Origin of the sequence: Dactylosporangium sp. NBC_01737 (assembly GCF_035963215.1) — a bacterium.
Taxonomy (GTDB): Bacteria; Actinomycetota; Actinomycetes; order Mycobacteriales; family Micromonosporaceae; genus Dactylosporangium.
In genome coordinates, this window is the sequence record NZ_CP109153.1 from 10,974,331 (window position 1) to 10,992,073 (window position 17,743).

Here is a 17,743-nt window from a genome sequence, read left to right on the forward strand (position 1 = left end):
CGTTTCCACAACCTACCGGCACCGCCAGCCGGTGACCAGTCACCTTCCCGCCGAAGGGACCACAACCATGCGCACCGTTCGTCTCCGAATCCTGTCCGTGCTCGTGCTCGCCGCGGGCCTGCTGGTGACGGTGCTGCCCGCCGCACCCGCCGCCGCCAGCGCGTCCAGCGACTACCCGGAGTTCCCGTACCCGGCCGCCACCGGCTACGACGAGCCCTACCGGGGCCAGTTCCACTTCAGCTCGCGCAGCGGCTGGATGAACGACGTCAACGCACCGCTCTACTACAACGGCCTGTACCACCTGTTCTACCAGCACAATCCGCACGGCCTGGCATGGGACACCATGCACTGGGGCCACGCCACCAGCCCGGACCTGGTGCACTGGACGCAGAAGCCGATCGCGCTGGAGCCCGGCGCGCACCCCGGCGACCTGTTCTCCGGCGCCGGCGTCGTCGACGCGGCCAACACCTCCGGCCTGCGGACCGGGACGGACGCACCGATCGTCGTGTTCACCGGCACCAACGGCGTCTCGATCGCCTACAGCACCGACGGCGCCCGCACGTTCCAGAACTACGACCGCGGCCGCAAGGTCGTCACCCCGTCCGGCACCAGCCGCGACCCGAAGGTGCTGTGGGACGCAGCCCGCGGCCGGTGGGTCATGGTCGTCTGGTCCGACGGCGGCGGGAACGGCGTCAACGTCTACACGTCGGCCAACCTGCTCGACTGGACCTATCGCAGCCGGTACAGCGCCGGCTGGCTCTTCGAGTGCCCCGACTTCTTCCCGCTGCCCGTGGACGGCAGCACCGGCAACGTCCGGTGGGTCATGACCGACGCGTCCGGCGAGTACGTCACCGGCACGTTCGACGGCACCACGTTCGCCCCCGACTGGTCCTCCCCGCAGCGGATGGACCAGGGGCACAACGCGTTCGACGGCTCGTTCTACGCGGGCCTGACGTTCAACAACATGCCCGACGGCCGGACCGTGCAGATGGCCTGGCAGCCCGGCAACCGCGGCGGCACCTGGACCGGTAACGCGTCCTTCCCCGCGCAGCTGCGGCTCATCACCACCCCCGCCGGCCTGCGGATCACCCGCAACCCGGTCGCGGAGCTCGCCGGCCTGCGCGCCGACACCACCACCTGGTCCAACCGCACCATCACCGCCGACCCGGCCACGGACCCGTTCGCCGGGATCACCGCCGACACGTACGAGATCGTCGCCGAGTTCGACACGAGCACCGCCACCGCGGCACAGTTCGGCTTCCAGCTGCACCGCCGCGCCGACGGCGGCTACGACCGCGCGGTCACCTATGACCGGGCCGCACAAACGCTGTACGGCGCGCCGCTGCCACCGCTCAACGGCCGGGTGAAGATGCGGCTGCTGGTCGACCGCGGGCAGCTGGAGGTGTTCGGCAACGACGGGCGGCTGTCCTGGACCGACAACGTCAACTTCAACTCGGCGCAGGCCAGCCAAGGCATCCGGCTCTTCGCCACCGGCGGCTCGGTGCGGCTGGTCTCCGCCGAACTGCACCGGCTGCGCTCCGCGTGGGGGCAGGGCGAGGCGACCCTGGAAACGAACCTCGCCGGGCCGTGGCGGGCGGTGGGCGGGTCGTGGGGCGACGCCGCGACCGGCAAGCGGGGCACCGCCGGTGGTGACGCCTTCTACCTGAGCGCCACGACCGCCGCCGACTTCACCTACGAGGGCGACGTCACCATCGCGTCCGGGACCGCCGCGGCGCTCACCTTCCGGTCCAACGCCGACGCCACCCAGCAGTACACCGCGAACGTCGACGCGTCCGGCGTGGTGAAGCTGTGGCGCCCCGGCCGGGTCATCGCGACCGCCCCGGCGACGGTCACGCCCGGTCGGACCTACCACCTGAAGGTCGTGGCCGCCGGGGCGAGCATCAAGGTGTTCCTCGACCACGGCACCACCCCGGTCATCGACGCCACCGACATGGCATACGCCAGCGGGTACCTCGGCGCCAACGTCTTCAACGGCACCGCCGCCGTGCAGAACCTGACCCTCAACGGGCCCGGCTTCGCCACCAACCTCGCCGGGCCGTGGCAGCCCGTGAACGGCACGTGGACGACGGCGGCCCCGCGCCCCGGCGCGCACGGCAACGCCGCCGGCGACACCTTCTACCTCAGCAGGACCGTCGCCGCCGACTTCACGTACGAGGGCGATCTGACGATCGTCAACGGCACCGCGGCCGCGCTCACCTTCCGGGCCAACGCCGACGCCACCCAGCACTACACCGCCAACATCGACGCGTCCGGCGTGGTGAAGCTGTGGCGCCCCGGCCGCGACATCGCCACCTACGCCACGGCGATCGTGCCGGGGCGCACCTACCACCTGAAGGTCGTCGCCGCCGGCGCCGGCATCAAGGTGTACCTGAACAACGGCGCCACACCCGTCATCGACGCCACGGACACCGCGTACGCCAGCGGGTTCCTGGGCGCCAACGTCTACGACGGCACGGGGGTGGTGCAGCGGCTCAACCGCAGCTGACCCCCCGGCCGCCCGCGTGATCTCGCGCGGGCGGCCGCCGCCGGGTCACCCGGCTCGGGCCCGTCGTCCTGCAGGGCCTCCAGGGCGCCGCCGAGCGCGGCGCGGGAGGTGATGCCGAGCTTCGGGAACAGCCGGTGCAGGTGCGCGCCGACGGTGCGGTGCGACAGGAACAGGCGCTCGCCGATCTGCTTGTTGGTCAGGCCCGTCGCCGCGAGCGTGGCGATCTGCCGCTCCTGCGGGGTCAGCGCCCCGGTCGGGCCGCAGCTCGTTGCGGGTCCGCTCGCGCCGAGCTGTTCCAAGCTCTCCAGGGCCCGCCGCAGCTGGAGCCGGGCCGTGCCGGTGTCGCGGGTGCGGCGCAGCCATTCGCCGTAGGCCAGCCGGATCCGGGCCTTCTCGAACGGCCACTGCTCGGCGTGGGGCACGGCGAGCGCGGCCGCGTACAGCCGGTCCGCCTCGGCGTCGGGGGCGGCGAGCGCCGCGGCGCCGGCGGTGAGCAGTGCGGTGCGGGACGACACCTCGGTGAGCCCGGCCCGCCGTGCGGCGGCGACGTGCGCCCGAGCCTCGTCGATGTGTCCGATGTGGACGGCGGCCTCGACGAGGTCCAGCACCATCCACCGGCCGGGGATGCCGACGCTCGGGTGGCCGGGCGGGTCGATCCGGCCCGCCTGCAGGTAGGCGTCCTCGTAGTCCCTGCGGCCCAGCGCGGCGACGCCGCGCGCCTGCCGCGCCAGGGCCTCGGTCAGGCCGACGCCGCGCGGCGTCGCCCAGCGGGTGACCTCGTCGGTCAGCACCTGGGTGCGCCCGGCCTCGCCGCGCGCCGCCCCGATCAACGCCAGCCGGCACCGGATCTGCCCTTCCAGGAGGTGGTAGCCGTCGGCTTGGGCGTAGTCGAGCGCCTCCGTCGCCAGCCGCTCCGCCTCGTCCCACTGCCCGTGCGCGATCGAGTCGACGCTGAGCATCAGCAGCCCGGCGATGACGACGGTCACGATGCCGCCGTCGCGCTCCCGGTCGATGACCCGGTGGCACAGGTGCCGGTATTCGGCGAGGGCGTCGAGCTCGACGGCCGCGTAGGCCAGGGGGATGAACTGCCACGGCGCCGGATCGTTGGACAGCTCCGCGAAGGCGGCCGTCAGCCGTCGCCGCACCGGGTCCGCGGTCCCGGCCGGGTCGGTGTAGGCGTCGTAGCACAGCTGCAGCGCGGCGACTGCCCGCGGGTCGAACCTCGACAGCGCTGCCCGCAGCAGCTCCCACGGCTCCGGGCATCCACTGTAGACACACACGAACAGCAGGGAGTAGAGGATGCCGTAGGCGTCCCAGCCATCGGTGACGGACGGGGTGCCGTCGAGGTCGTCGAGCGCCTTGACCAGCAGGCGCTGGGCCTCCTCGATGTCGCCCTCGTCGTTGGTCAGCAGGTGCGCGGTGGCGGCGAAGACCAGCCCGGTCGCCGTGTCGGTGCTCTGCCCGGCGTCGCGCAGCAGCTGCGGCACCCGGTCGAGCTGCCCGGTCACGTTGGCGAGGAACGCGGCCTCGACGAGCCGCCGCGACCGCTGCCCCGGCCGGTCGCTGAGCTCGCTGGCGCGCACGAGCGCGCTGACCGCCCCGGCCGCCCCGCTGCGCCGCCCGGCCCGGCCGGCCCGGCCGCCCCACGCGGACTTGGCCACGTCGTCCAGCGCGCGGGCGACCGTCTCGTCCGGCCCGGTCGCGGCGTCGGCGAGGTGGCGGGCCCGGCGCTCCGGCACGGTGCCGCAGCACGCCGCGGGCGAGTCGGCCAGCGCCGCGGCAAGGGCCTCGTGCGCGTGCCGCCGCTCGTCGGCGGACGCCAGCTGGACGATCGCCGCGCGGATCAGCGGATGGCGGAAGACCAGCCGGTCGCCCGCCTCGTCGACGGTGACGAGACCGGCCCGCCGCACCGGTGTCAGGTCCCGCAGGTCGGCGCGCGGCCGGGCGGCGGCCCGCAACGTGGACAGGTCCGTCTCGACGTCCAGCGCCGCCAGCAGGAGCACGGCGCGGGCCGGCTCGGGCAGCGCCGCCAGCCCGGCGGCGAACGTCGCCTCGAGGCGGCCGTTCAACGGCAGGTACGCCGGCAGGGCAACCTGCCCCGACCGCTGCTGGTCCGTCAACGACTCCGGCAGCTCCACCAGCGCCAGGGGTTGCCGGCGGCGTCGGCGAGCAGGCGGCGACGCACGACGCCCGGCAGCCCCGGCCGGCAGGCGTCCAGCAGCGCGGCCGCCGCCGGCAGCGGCCCGACGGTGCGCTCCGGCAGCCGCATCTCGTCGAAGATGCCGGGTGTACCGGTGCGCAGGGCCGCGAGGAACCGCGCGGGGGTGCCGCCGACGCGGCGGGCGAGGAATCCGAGCACAGTCGCGCTGGTGGGGTCGATCCACTGCACGTCGTCGACCAGCAGCAGCAGCGGCCGGCCCGCGGCGACCTCACCGGTCAGCGCCAGCACGGCCGTGGACAGCACGAGCGGGTCGGCTTCGCTGGCACCGGTCCGGCCGAAGACGTGGGCGAGGGCGTCGCGCTGGTCGTCGGGGAGCCGTCCGGCGACGTCCCGGGCGGCGTACAGCATCTGGTGCAGCGCGGAGAACCGGATCCCGGTCTCGAACGGCGCGCCGGTCGAGCGCAGCGCTCGCGCGCCGGCGGCGCTCGCGCGGGTGGCGGCGGCGTCCAGCAGTGCGGTCTTGCCGGCGCCCGGGTCGCCGCGCAGCAGCAGGCTCTGGCCGGGAGGGTCGGAGCCGGCCAGCAACGCGTCGATGATGCGCAGTTCGGATGCCCGGCCGAGCAGGTCGCCACCGGGCGGCACTGAAACCTTCACCGTGTGCCCCCCTCGGGCGGGGTGCGTGTCGTGGCATGTGGCGTGTCCCACGGTAGTCCGGATGCAGTCATCTGACCCATGCCCGGACCCGGTGCCCGCCGCAGCATTCACTGGTAGCCACCCACCGGACAAGGAGAGACCATGCGGGTACTGATGATCGCCCCACCCGGAGCCGGAAAAGGCACGCAGGGCGCCCGGATCGCCGCACACTTCGGCGTGCCGCACCTCGCGACCGGCGACCTGCTACGCCGCCACGTCGCGCTCCGTACCGGCCTGGGCCAGACGGTGCAGCAATACCTGGACCGTGGCAGCCTGGTACCGGACCGGCTGATGCAGGACCTGGTCCGCAGGGCGCTCGCCGAGGCGACGGCCCATGGCGGCGGCTACGTGCTGGACGGCTACCCGCGCACTCCCGCGCAGGCGTGGGCCGCGTATCAGATCGCCTCATCGCTCGGGGCTACCGCACAGATCGCGCTGCACCTGCGCGTCGACGATGACGAGGTGGTGCGGCGGCTGCTGGCGCGTTCCGGGATCGAGCACCGCTCCGATGACACCGAGCCCGTCATACGGCGGCGGCTGGCGCTGTACCACGAGGTCACCGAGCCGATTCTGCAGTGGTACGACCGGCGCGGCATCCTGCTGTCCGTCGACGGGATGCCCCGCCCGGACCAGGTCACCGAGGACATCATCGCGGCGCTGCGGGACAGGCGTGGACACCACGCCGACCGCCCCGGGCCCGTCCCGGCGCTGCTGGCCGCCGCGTGATCACCACCGCGATCAGGAGGCGCGCAGGACCGCCACGAGGAAGTCGGCGCCGGGGGTGAACGGGCGCAGGTCCCACGTCGCCAGCAGCAGGTCCGGCACCAGACCCGCGGCCGCGGCGTCGGCGAGGAACTCGTCGAAGTCGTAGCCGCGGCCGGCACCGAACCCGGTCACGACGCGCCCGGCGCCGCGCAGGTGCACCCGCAGCCGGCGCAGCACCTCCCGGCGGGTGTCGACCGCGACGAATGTCATCACGTTGCCGGCGCAGACGACGGCGTCGAACCCGTCGGCGACGCCCTGCGCCGGCAGGTCCAGCTCCGACAGGTCACCGACGAGCCAGCGCGCCGCGGGATGGTGCCGCCGTGCCGCCGCGACCAGGACCGGGTCGAGGTCGACGCCGAGCACGTCGTGCCCCGCCGCGGCGAGGTGGCCGCCGACGCGGCCCTGACCGCAGCCGGCATCGAGGATCCGTGACCCGCGCGGCAGCATCGCGTCGATGAGGCGGGCCTCGCCGGCCAGGTCGGCGCCGGCCTCCGACATCGACCGGAACCGGTCGATGTAACGCTGCGAGTGCCCCGGGTCGGCCTCGACGAGCTCCAGCCAGCCGTTGCGGTGCGACATCCACGCCTCTTTCGTTGCAGTCATCCGGACTTCGACATTTTCGAAAGCCCAACCACACCAACGGATGCCCGTGGTTCGGCATGATGTCGACCATACGTCGTCCCATGGAGGTCCGTCCGGTGTCAGCGTCTCCCCCGCGCGCTTGGGCGCCGATCGTGTTCGCGTACGCCGCCTTCGTTCTCGTCGGTCTCAGCGCGGGCGTCGGCGGGGTCCTCCTGCCCGCGCAGATCCGCGACTACGGGCTGGACAAGGCGACGATCGGGATCACCTTCTTCGCCTTCTCGGCAGGGTTCCTGCTCGCCGGTGCGACCGCCGGGGCGCTGATCCAGCGGCTCGGGGCGCGGGCCGCGCTGAGCGTGGGCGGCGCAGCGTTCATCGCCGCCGGGCTGTACACCGCGACCCGGCCGGCGTTCGCCGCGCTCGTCGCCGTGCAGCTCATCGCCGGGTACGGCACCGGCGTGCTCGAATCGGTCCTCAACGCCCAGCTCGCCGCGCTGCCGGACTCGACCACGCTGCTGAACTGGCTGCACGCGTTCTTCGGCGTCGGGGCGCTGATCGGGCCGCTGCTGGCGACCTGGATGCTGGGCTTCACCCAGTGGACGTCGGTCTGGCTGGTCCTCGCGCTGGCGTGCGTGCCGCTCGTGATCGGTTTCCAGGCCACACTGCGGCCACTGCCCGTGGCGCAGCAGGACGCGCCACGGAAGGGACTGCTGCGGGTGGCGGCGCGGCGGCCCGCGGTCCTGCTCGGCGCCGCCTTCCTCGCGGTGTACGTCGGGCTGGAGATCAGCGTCGGCAACTGGGGATTCAGCTTCCTCGTCGTCGAGCGCGGCCACGGCGACCTCCTCGCCGGCTACACGGTCAGCGGGTACTGGCTCGGCCTGACCCTGGGCCGGTTCGTGCTGAGCCCGGTCGCGGCGCGGCTGCGCTGGACCGCGACCCGGCTCACCTTCGCCTGCCTGTTCGGCGTCGCCGGTGCCACCGGGCTGCTCTGGATCGCGCCGGTCCTGGCGGTGCCCGCGTTCGCCCTGCTCGGCTTCTGCCTCGGCCCCATCTTCCCGACCACGATGGCGGTCGCCCCGTCCCTGGCCACCGACGAACTGGCGCCGACCACGATCGGGCTGCTCAACGGGGTGTCGGTGCTCGGCGGGTCACTGCTGCCGTTCCTGGCGGGCGCCCTCGCCGACCGGGCCGGACTGTGGACGCTGCCACCGTTCGCCCTCGCGCTCGCCGCCGCGCAGCTGGCCATCTGGTGGCGCACGGTGCAGCACCTGACCACGCCGGCAAGGGAACTGGAGAAAGCTTGAGTGCGGCGCGCAGCGTCGCATGGGGGGTGTGGGGTGGGAACCCCCCACGCAACCGCGGGGCGTCAGCCCCGGGGAGCTGGAGAAAGCTTGAGTGCGGCGCGCAGCGTGGGGGTGGGGTGGGAACCCCCACGCAACCGCGGGGCGTCAGCCCCGGGAGCTGGAGAAAGCTTGAGTGCGGCGCGCAGCGTCGCATGGGGGGTGTGGGGTGGGAACCCCCCACGCAACCGCGGGGCGTCAGCCCCGGGGAGCTGGAGAAAGCTTGAGTGCGGCGCGCAGCGTCGCATGGGGGGTGTGGGGTGGGAACCCCCCACGCAACCGCGGGGCGTCAGCCCCGGGGAGCTGGAGAAAGCTTGAGTGCGGCGCGCAGCGTCGCATGGGGGGTGTGGGGTGGGAACCCCCCACGCAACCGCGGGGCGTCAGCCCCGGGGAGCTGGAGAAAGCTTGAGTGCGGCGCGCAGCGTCGCATGGGGGGTGTGGGGTGGGAACCCCCCACGCAACCGCGGGGCGTCAGCCCCGGGGAGCTGGAAACAGCCTAAATCGGCGGGGGCAATGCGGTGCTGCCGCGTTCGATGAGGCGGGTCGGGACGAGGTCGGTGCCGGGGTCGGCGGGCTCGTTGCGCAGCTGCCGCAGCAGGGCCTGCACGCAGCGGCGGCCGACCTCGGCGAAGTCCTGGTGCACGGTGGTCAGCGGGGGCAGGTAGGACGACGCGTCGGCGATGTCGTCGAAGCCGACCACGCTGACGTGGGCGGGCACCGGACGGCCGCGTTCGTGCAGGGCGCGCAGGACGCCGAGGGCCATCTGGTCGTTGGCGGCGAACACCGCGGTGCAGTCCGGCCGCGCGGCCAGCCGCAGCCCGGCCCGGTAGCCGGACTCGGCGGACCAGTCGCCGCGCTCGACCGGCGGCACGGGGCGGCCGGCCGCCTCCAGCTCGGCGCGCCACGCCTTCGCCCGCCGTTCGCTGGCGAACGACTCGGCCGGGCCGGCGACGTGCCACACCGTTCGGTGCCCGAGGTCCAGCAGGTGCCGGACGGCCTGGCGGGTGCCGTCGGCCTGGTCGGTGTCCACGACCGGATACCGGTCGCCGGCGTCGGAGTCGACCACGACGACGTGCACGCCGGGCGGGAGCGCCACGGTGCCGGCGTCCAGCAGGTGGATCTCGAGGATGACGATGACGCCGTCGACGGCCAGCTCGCCCATGCGCGTGAAGGCGCCCAGCACGTTGTCCTGGGTCGGCATGTCGACCGGGATCAGCGTGATGGCATAGCCCTCGGCGGCGGCGTGCGTGGCGATCGCCTCGACGGTGCGGCTGTTGCCGGTCGAGGAGAGCCCGAACAGGATGACGCCGATGGTGTTGAACTGCCCGTAGCGCAGCGACCGGGCGGCGCTGTTGGGCCGGTAGCCCAGCTCGCGCATCGCGGCGAGGACCTGCTCGCGGGTCGTCTCGATGACGCCGGGGTGGCCGTTGGAGACGCGGGAGACGGTCTGCGAGGACACGCCGGCGAGCGCGGCCACGTCTGCCATGGAGACCCGTTGCTTGCGCCGGCCGCCGGGAATGTCCGAGCCGCCGCGCTGCACGCCCGCGGCCACATCCATTCGGGTGCTCCTTGACGGTCCTGGTGAGGGGTGCCACTATACCGCGACGCACGTTTACGTAAACATCACATCCCGTGGTCAAGTAAGCACACATGACGCACGCTGCTTGCCGCGAGATGTTTACGTAAACATCCGAGGAAGGGGCACCGGCGGCGACGCAGGTCGTGACCGGCTGGACCATCCCGTAGCCGCGATGCAACAGGAGACGCTGTGCAAGAAGATCACGGTCACCGATGGCTGCGCTGGCCCTCGGATCCCACTCGGGCACGCCTCGGGTTCGGTGCCGACTACAACCCCGAGCAGTGGCCCCGCCACGTGTGGGACGAGGACATGCGGGCGATGCGGGCCGCCGGGGCGAACATCGTGTCCCTCGCCATCTTCTCCTGGGCGCGGATCCAGCCGAGCGAGGACGTCTGGGACTTCACCTGGCTCGACGAGGTCATGGACCTGTTGCACGGCAACGGCATCGCGGTGGACCTCGCCACGGCGACCGCGTCGCCGCCGCCGTGGCTGACCACCCTGCACCCGCAGATCCTGCCCGTGGACCACGACGGGCGCACCGTCTGGCACGGCGCACGGCAGCACTGGCGGCCGACCTCGCCGGTGTTCCGTGAGCACGCACTGCGCCTGACCCGCGCGCTCGCCGAGCGCTACGCCGGGCACCCCGCCCTCGCCGCGTGGCACGTCAACAACGAGCTCGGCTGCCACAACGTCTACGACTACTCCGACGACGCCGCGGCCGCGTTCCGGGTGTGGCTGCGCGAGCGGTACCGCACCCTGGAGGCGCTCAACGAGGCCTGGGCGACCACGTTCTGGTCCCAGGGCTACAGCGACTGGGGGCAGATCATCCCGCCGCGGATCGTGACATCGCACCCGAACCCCACCCAGCAGCTGGACTTCAAACGGTTCTCCTCCGACGCGCTCAAGGAGCACCTGCGAGCCGAACGGGACGTGCTGCGCGAGGTGACCCCGGGCATCCCGGTCACCACGAACTTCATGGTCATGGGCGAGACCAAGGGCATGAACTACGCCGACTGGGCCGCCGAGATCGACTTCGTCGCCAACGACCACTACGTCCTGCCCGGGCCGCAGTCCCGCGAGGAGCTGTCGTTCTCCGCCAACCTCACCGGCAACCTGGCCGGCGGGCGGCCGTGGTACCTCATGGAACACTCCACCAGCGCGGTCAACTGGCAACCGGTCAACGTGGCGAAGGCCTCCGGCGAGCTGGCCCGCGACTCACTCACCCACGTGGCGCACGGCGCCGACGCCGTGTGCTTCTTCCAGTGGCGGCAGTCCGCGGCCGGCGCGGAGAAGTACCACTCGGCGATGGTGCCGCACGCCGGCGAGGACAGCGCCGTCTTCCGCGCCGTCGTCGACCTCGGCGCGAGGCTGCGGGCGCTGGACGGGGTCGCCGGCACCAGCCGCACCCCGGCCCGCGCGGCCGTCGTCTTCGACTGGGAGTCCTGGTGGACGGCCGAGCTCGACTCGCACCCCACTGACCGCCTGCGGTACCGGCAGGAGGCGCTGGACTGGTACACGGCGCTGCTGAACCTGGGCATCCGCGCCGACGTGGTGCCCACGAGCGCGCCGCTGGAACGCTACGACCTGCTCGTCGCGCCGATCCTGCACGTGATGCCCGGCGCGCTCGCCGAACGGCTGCGCGGCTACGTCGCCGGCGGCGGGCACCTCGTCACCACCTACTTCTCCGGCATCGTCGACGAGCACGACCGGGTCTGGCTCGGCGGCTACCCCGGCGCGCTGCGGGACCTGCTCGGCATCCGCATCGAGGAGTTCGCGCCGCTGCTGGACGGCCAGAGCGTCGAGCTGGACAACGGCACGACGGGCACGCTGTGGACCGACCGGATCGACCTGACCGACCCCGCGACGGAGGTCCTCGCCTGGTACAAGACCGGCGAGCAGACGGGCCGCGCGGCGATCACCCGCCGGCAGGCGGGCGCGGGCTCGGCCGCCTACGTGTCCACCCGGCTCGGCGCCGCCGGCCTGACCACCGTCCTGGCCGACCTCGCCGCCCACGCGGGCGTCACCGGCGAACTGCCGGAACCGTTGCGCGGCCACGTCGAACTGGCCGTGCGCGGCGACTACTGGTTCCTCATCAACCGCACCGGCACGCCGCTGGACACCACCGCCGTCACGGGCGAGCGCGTCGGCACGGCACATCAACCGCTGGAGCCGCACGGCGTCCAGATCGTGTACAGGGGGGCGGGATGAGCACATGACCACGGCCACAGCCGGACCGGTGCTGCCTGCGGTGCGGCACCGGCAGATCCTGGCGCTGCTCGCGGAGCGGGAATTCATCGCGCTCACCGAGGTGCAGGAGGCGACCGGCACGTCGGCCGCCACCGCGCACCGGGACCTGTCGCTGCTTGCCGCCGCGGGCGCGCTGACCCGCATCCGCGGCAGGGCGACGCGGGCGGCGCCGCCACCAGCGGCGCCGCCCGGCGAGGAGGGTCCTGGCCGCCTGCCTGGCACAGGCCAGGCAGGCGGCCGACCGGCGCGACCTGACGGCGCTCGAGGGCGCCCTGGAGCAGGCGCTCACCACCTGCCGGCGGCTGCGACACCACCACCCCCACTGACCTATGGTGTCTGTGTGAGCGATCACATCGGAGAGGACCTACGGTGCTGAGACCTGGCATGTGTTCGGTAACATTGCGACAGCTGGATGCGACCGGGGTGCTCGAAGTGGCCGCGGCGGCCGGGCTGGCGTGCGTCGAGTGGGGCGCGGACCGGCACGTCCCGCCGGGCGACCCGCGGACCGCCGCCGACGTCCGGCGGCGCGGGCTCGACCTCGGTGTCGCCGTCGCGTCCTACGGCTCGTACTTCCGCGCCGGACCCGACGACCCCGCCGACTTCGGCGCGGTGCTCGCCGCCGCGGTCGCGCTCGGCGCGCCCCGGATCCGGATCTGGGCGGGCGTCACCGGATCCGCCGGCGCCACCGCCGATCAGCGCGGGTCCGTGGTCGCCGGTGCGCGGTCCGCCGTCGCGCGGGCCGCGGACGCCGGGGTCCAGGTCGCGTTCGAGTTCCACGGCGGCACGCTCACCGACGCCGTCCCCTCGACCCTCGACCTGCTCGACGAGAGCGGCGCCGCCACCTACTGGCAGCCACCCGTCGGCATGCCGGACGACCTGGCGCTCGCCGGGCTGGCGCAGATCCTGGACCGGGTCGCGGCCGTGCACGCCTTCTCCTGGTGGCCACGGCAGGAACGCCGCCCGCTGCTGGCGCGGGAGGCCCTGTGGCGTGGCGCCTTCAGCCTGCTGCGCAGCCACGACATCGACTGCCTGCTGGAGTTCGTCCCCGGCGACGACCCCGCCGCGGTCGCCGGCGAGGCCGCGGCACTGCGCCGGCTGGCCGCCGCATGAGCCTTCGCGGGCGGTGGGCGGGGTTACCGGACGACGTTCGCGCCGAGGCGGTGCACCGGGCCCGGGAGCGCGTGCCGGTGCCACACATCGACCAGCGGGAGGCGTGGGCCGGCGTGCCCGCCACGCCCGTCGACGACACGCCCTGGCCGCAGCCGCTGCTGTCGGACTACGCGCGGTACTGGCGCGACGGCAACCGCACCGCCTACGAGGACCCCGCCGCCCGCCTGCGCCACCGCACCGCCGCCGCGGTCCTTTCCGCCGCGGTCACCGGCGACGTCGACGCCGCGGCCGACGGGCTGTACCTGCTGTGCGAGCAGAGCACCTGGTGCTGGGCCGCACACGAGTCGTTCGCCACCGAACTCGGCCGGGTCGTGCCGGACCCGGACCGGCCGTACCTCGACCTGGGCGCCGCCGAGACCGCCGGCCTGCTCGCCTGGGCCGACCTGGTGCTCGCCCCGGCGCTCGACCGCCGGGTCCCCGGCCTGCGGGAACGGATCCGGCGCGAGGTGCGCCGGCGCGTCCTGGATCCGTTCCGCGGCGACCGGCGCTGGCACTGGCTCGGCCTCGACGGGCACCTGCACAACTGGAACCCGTGGATCCACGGCCACGTCCTGGCCGCGACGCTGTTCCTGGCACCCGACCCCGCCGTGGTCGACCTGGTCGTCGACGGCCTCGACCGGTACCTGGCCGCCCAACCGGCCGACGGCGGCTGCGACGAGGGGTACGCCTACTGGTGGAACGGCCCGGCCCGGCTCGCCGAGGCGTTGCAGCTGCTCGACTGGGCCACGGACGGCCGGCTGCGACCCTGGGACCTGCCGCCGCTGGCACAGCTGGCCCGGTATCCGCAGCGCGTCGACCTCGGTGGCGGCTGGGCGGTCAACGTCGGTGACTGCCCCGCCCGCCCCGACCCCGCGCAGCCGTGGGACGTGCTGCACCGGTGGGGCCGTGCCTGCGGCGCGGACGACGTGGCCGCCTACGCGGCCTCCCACGAGCGTCTCCCCGGCCCCGGGCTCGGCCGCACCCTCGTCGCGCTGCACGACCCTGAGTGGCGCAACGTCCCGCACCGGCGGGCGGATCTGCCGCAACGGTCGTGGCTGCCGGACGTGCAGCTGCTGGTCTGCCGGGAGCCGGGCGGGATGGCCGTCGCCGTCAAGGGCGGCCACAACGACGAGAACCACAACCACAACGACGTCGGCTCCTACCTCGTCGCCGTCGACGGTGTCCCCGCCGTCATCGACCTGGGCCAGCCGACGTACACCGCCATCTCCTTCACCGCCCGCCGCTACGAGCAGTGGGTGACCCGCAGCGAGTGGCACAACCTGCCGGTCATCGGCGGCCTTGGGCAGTCCCCCGGCCGCGCGTTTCGCGCCACCGCCGTCGAGGCCGACGGCGACGCGATGCGGCTCGATCTCAGCGGCGCGTACCCAGCCGAGGCCGGCTGCCGGTGGTGGCGGCGCGAGGTGCGGCTCGACCGGGACCGCGGCGCCGTCGTGGTGTCGGACCGCTGGGAACTCGACGACCCGGCGACCCAGGTGCGGCTGCACCACGTCCTGGCCGGCGAGCCCGCCGAGCACCGGCCGGGGTCGCTGGTCATGCGGTTCCACACCCCGGTGCGGCTGTCGTGGGACCCTGCCGCCGGCGCGGGCGTCCTGGAACGGCACCCGGTCGACGACCCCCTGCTGAGCCGCGTGTGGGGCGGCACCGTCCACCGGCTGGTGATCCCGGCGACCGGCACGTTCGAACTGACCGTCACCCATGGAGGCCACGATGGAGCCTGACGAGCGCTCCCCGTACACCGGATACACCCGCGAACACTGGGCGGCCGCCGCCGACCGGATGCTCGCCGCGGTGCGGCCGTTCGCATCGCCGGACCACGCCCGCATCGACCTGCCGGGCCGCGGCAGCGCCTACGGCCGCGACAGCGACGCCCTCGAAGGGTTCGCCCGCACGTTCCTGCTCGCCGCGATCCGGTTGCGGGGCGAGGACGGCGCCGACCCGCACGGCCTCGCCGGCTTCTACGCCGCCGGCCTGCGCGCCGGCCCGGATGTGTGGCCGCGCCCGGACCGGCTCGACCAGGCCAAGGTCGAGGCGAGCTCGATCGCGCTCGGCCTGCACCTGAGCCGGCCGTGGATCTGGGACCGGCTCGACGGCGCCGACCGGGACCGGCTCGCCGGCTGGCTCGGCACCGTCGTCGGGCAGCACTACCCGCCGATCAACTGGGTCTGGTTCCAGCTCACCGTCGAGGCGTTCCTGCGCGGGGTCGGCGGCGACTGGTCCGAGACGGACATCCACAGTGGGCTGGCGGTGCACGAGTCGCTGTACCGCGGCGACGGCTGGTACGCCGACGGCCCCGAGCGCTCCTACGACCACTACAACGGCTGGGCGCTGCACACCTATCCCCTGCTGTGGGCGGAGCTGGCCGGCGACCTGTGCCCCGGCGGGCTGCGCCAGGCGTGGCACGACCGGCTCCGGCGGTTCCTCGCCGACGCCGTGCACCTCGTCGGTGCCGACGGCGCGCCGCTGCTGCAGGGCCGCAGCCTGATCTACCGGTTCGGGGCCGCCGCGCCGTTCTGGATGGGAGCGGTCACCGGCGCGACGCCGCTGAGCCCCGGCACCACGCGGCGGGCGTGCAGCGGCATCCTGCGGCACTTCCACGAGCACGGCGTGCCGGACCGGCGCGGGCTGCTGACCCTCGGCTGGCACCGCGAGTGGCCGGCGATGGCGCAGTCGTATTCGGGGCCGGGTTCACCGTACTGGGCGGTCAAGGGCATGCTCGGCCTGCTGCTGCCCGCCGGGCACCCGGTGTGGACGGCCGTCGAGGAGCCGCTGCCCGTGGAGCGGTCCGACTTCACCCGCGCGATCGCAGCGCCGGGCTGGCTCGCCGCCGGCACCCGCGCCGACGGCGTCGTCCGCGTCGCCAACCACGGCACCGACCACGCCGTCGAGGGCGACGACGGCACCGACGCGCCCCTGTACGCGCAGCTGGGCTACTCGACGGCGACCTTCCCCGTCGGCCCCGGCAACGCCGTGGCGCTGCTCCGCAACGGGGAACCCAGCCACCGCAGCGGTTTCCGCACCCTGCAGTGCACTGTGGACGGTGCGGTCAGCGCCGCCCGGCTGCACTGGGTCGACGCACCCGACGACACCGCACCGGACCACGGCTCCGGCCGCACCGGCACCGTCACCCGGGGCCCGCTCGTGACGATGGCGTCGCTCGTCCGCGGCGCCGTGGAGGTGCGGGTCGCCCGCCTCGAGGAGCCCGCCGCGGACACGGTGCTGGAGTTCAGCGGCTGGCCGATCACGCCGGGGCTCACGTCGCTGCTCGTGCCGCTGCACGGGTTCGACGGCGCGGCGCTGTCCGAACGTACCGTCGCATCGCCGCTCGGCGACGACGTGCGGGTGCCGGCGTTGCGGACCGAAGCGGCACCCCGCGCCGGGCAGGTCTACGCCGTCGCCGTGCGGCTGAGCCGGGCCCCGTCGGGCGCGCTGCCCACCGTCACCGTCGCCGCGGAAACGATCGGTGTGCACTGGCCGGACGGGACCACCGCCCGGCTCAGCCTCCCGGCCTCGGCACCGACGAGTCCCGGATGACCAGCTCCGGGGTGATGAGCACGCGCTGCACCGGCCGGCGCGTGCCCTCCGTCAGCCGGGCCACCATCAGCTCGACCGCGACCCGGCCGACGTACCCCTTCGGCGGCCGCACCGCCGTCATCGCCGGCTCGGTCAGGTGCGCCACCTCATCGTCGTAGGACACCAGCGCGAGGTCGTCGGGAATGGACACCCCCAGCTCGATGCAGTACTGCGCGATCGAGATCGCGTCCGGGTCGCCGTGCACGATCAGGGCCGTCGTGCCCGACTCGCGGCAGCGGCGCATGATCCCGGCGATGATGTCGCGGTGGCCCGGCACGTCCAGGCCCACCGACTCGCGCACCACCAGGTCGTCGGGGATGCCGAGGTCCGCGCAGGCCAGTCCCCAGCCGATCGCGAGGTGCGCCGACGTCGGCGACGCCCGCGACAGCACCAGGCCGATGCGGCGGTGGCCGTGCTGATGCAGGTGCCGCACCGCCATCTCCAGGCCCAGCGAGTGGTCGCTGCGGACCCACTCCAGCTGCCGCCGGGTCGGCGTCCAGCGCGGCGCCTGCCGCTCGACCAGGATCGTCGGCACCGGCAGCCCGGTGATCCAGTCGACCAGCTCGGCGACCCCGTCGCCCTCCAGGCTCGGCGCCAGCAGCAGGCCCTGCACCTGCTCGGCCTCGATCAGCCGGCCGATCTGGCGGCGGTCCTCCTGCAGGTCGTAGCTGGAGCCGCGCAGCTGGATGTGCACGCCCAGCGCGGCCGCGGCGGCGCGGGCACCGGTGACGATCGACGGCCAGTAGTAGTCCAGCGACGGCACCACCATGCCGACCGTGAACCGGGTCTGCGGCGGGCGCGCCCGGCGCGGCGCCGCCAGCAGTTGCGTCGGCAGCGTGGCCCCGCCGTGGACCTTGGTCAGCAGGTTGCGCTCGGCGAGGGACGCGATGTCGCGGCGCACCGTGAGCTCGCTGACGCCGAGCACCGCCGCGAGGTCCTTGACCCGCACGGCTCCGAGACGCCGCAGCTCCTCCATGAGCCGCTCCTGGCGCTGGAGGTTGAACATCCGCTCCGCAGTCATCCGACCCTATCCGTGTTCGATTCTGAACGTTTCCGACCGAACGAGATCGCACTCTTCCGTACATGTTCGAGCACGGTTATCCATGTTCCTACACGAAATGCAACGGACACAC

General features: G+C 73.9%; 13 protein-coding genes. 8 read left to right on the forward strand and 5 right to left on the reverse strand.

Translation table 11 applies throughout. The features are described from left to right. Nucleotides 1-67 precede the first annotated feature (67 nt). Nucleotides 68-2,506: a glycoside hydrolase family 32 protein gene (locus OHA72_RS50490; RefSeq protein ID WP_327003233.1), complete on the forward strand. Its 2,439-nt coding sequence runs from the start codon at nucleotides 68-70 to the stop codon at nucleotides 2,504-2,506. Here the strand turns inward: OHA72_RS50490 and OHA72_RS50495 are convergent. Next, nucleotides 2,464-4,644: a helix-turn-helix transcriptional regulator gene (locus tag OHA72_RS50495; RefSeq protein ID WP_327003234.1), complete on the reverse strand. Its 2,181-nt coding sequence runs from the start codon at nucleotides 4,642-4,644 to the stop codon at nucleotides 2,464-2,466. The two genes, OHA72_RS50490 and OHA72_RS50495, sit on opposite strands and share 43 nt — an antisense overlap. Beyond that, nucleotides 4,623-5,321, reverse strand: coding sequence for an AAA family ATPase (locus tag OHA72_RS50500; protein ID WP_327003235.1), 699 nt, complete (start codon nucleotides 5,319-5,321; stop codon nucleotides 4,623-4,625). Before OHA72_RS50500 ends, OHA72_RS50495 begins: the two co-directional genes overlap by 22 nt. A 141-nt stretch (nucleotides 5,322-5,462) precedes the next feature. Between OHA72_RS50500 and OHA72_RS50505 the strand changes: the two genes are divergently transcribed. Further along, nucleotides 5,463-6,086 (forward strand): adenylate kinase, encoded by a 624-nt coding sequence (locus tag OHA72_RS50505; protein WP_327003236.1) that lies wholly within the window; start codon nucleotides 5,463-5,465, stop codon nucleotides 6,084-6,086. Between the two features lie 12 nt (nucleotides 6,087-6,098). Here OHA72_RS50505 and OHA72_RS50510 read toward each other — a convergent pair whose 3' ends face one another. Further along, nucleotides 6,099-6,704 carry a class I SAM-dependent methyltransferase gene (locus tag OHA72_RS50510; protein ID WP_327011818.1) on the reverse strand — a complete coding sequence of 202 codons (606 nt, stop codon included), beginning with the start codon at nucleotides 6,702-6,704 and terminating at the stop codon, nucleotides 6,099-6,101. Between the two features lie 155 nt (nucleotides 6,705-6,859). Here OHA72_RS50510 and OHA72_RS50515 point away from each other — a divergent pair, with 155 nt between their 5' ends. Continuing rightward, nucleotides 6,860-8,008, forward strand: coding sequence for an MFS transporter (locus OHA72_RS50515; RefSeq protein ID WP_327003237.1), 1,149 nt, complete (start codon nucleotides 6,860-6,862; stop codon nucleotides 8,006-8,008). 532 nt (nucleotides 8,009-8,540) lie between these two features. Here OHA72_RS50515 and OHA72_RS50520 read toward each other — a convergent pair. Then, entirely contained in the window at nucleotides 8,541-9,602 is a 1,062-nt protein-coding gene (locus tag OHA72_RS50520; RefSeq protein WP_327003238.1) for a LacI family DNA-binding transcriptional regulator, read from the reverse strand. A 210-nt stretch (nucleotides 9,603-9,812) separates the two neighbouring features. Here OHA72_RS50520 and OHA72_RS50525 point away from each other — a divergent pair, with 210 nt between their 5' ends. From OHA72_RS50525 to OHA72_RS50545, 5 genes are all read left to right on the forward strand, one after another. Then, a complete protein-coding gene (locus tag OHA72_RS50525) occupies nucleotides 9,813-11,831 on the forward strand; it encodes a beta-galactosidase (protein WP_327003239.1) in 2,019 nt (672 codons plus the stop codon). A gap of 4 nt (nucleotides 11,832-11,835) precedes the next feature. Further along, nucleotides 11,836-12,246: a DeoR family transcriptional regulator gene (locus OHA72_RS50530; RefSeq protein ID WP_327003240.1), complete on the forward strand. Its 411-nt coding sequence runs from the start codon at nucleotides 11,836-11,838 to the stop codon at nucleotides 12,244-12,246. Between the two features lie 23 nt (nucleotides 12,247-12,269). Further along, a complete protein-coding gene (locus OHA72_RS50535; RefSeq protein ID WP_327003241.1) occupies nucleotides 12,270-12,980 on the forward strand; it encodes a sugar phosphate isomerase/epimerase family protein in 711 nt (236 codons plus the stop codon). A gap of 77 nt (nucleotides 12,981-13,057) precedes the next feature. Beyond that, the gene (locus OHA72_RS50540; protein WP_327003242.1) at nucleotides 13,058-14,758 is read left to right on the forward strand and encodes a heparinase II/III domain-containing protein; all 1,701 of its coding nucleotides are present in this window, start codon (nucleotides 13,058-13,060) and stop codon (nucleotides 14,756-14,758) included. Further along, on the forward strand, nucleotides 14,748-16,571 hold the full coding sequence (locus OHA72_RS50545) for a DUF2264 domain-containing protein (RefSeq protein ID WP_327003243.1): 1,824 nt from the start codon (nucleotides 14,748-14,750) through the stop codon (nucleotides 16,569-16,571). Before OHA72_RS50540 ends, OHA72_RS50545 begins: the two co-directional genes overlap by 11 nt. On the opposite strand, the gene OHA72_RS50550 is transcribed toward OHA72_RS50545, so the two are convergent. Then, nucleotides 16,534-17,631 (reverse strand): substrate-binding domain-containing protein, encoded by a 1,098-nt coding sequence (locus tag OHA72_RS50550; RefSeq protein ID WP_327003244.1) that lies wholly within the window; start codon nucleotides 17,629-17,631, stop codon nucleotides 16,534-16,536. The genes OHA72_RS50545 and OHA72_RS50550 overlap by 38 nt on opposite strands. Nucleotides 17,632-17,743: the final 112 nt, after the last annotated feature.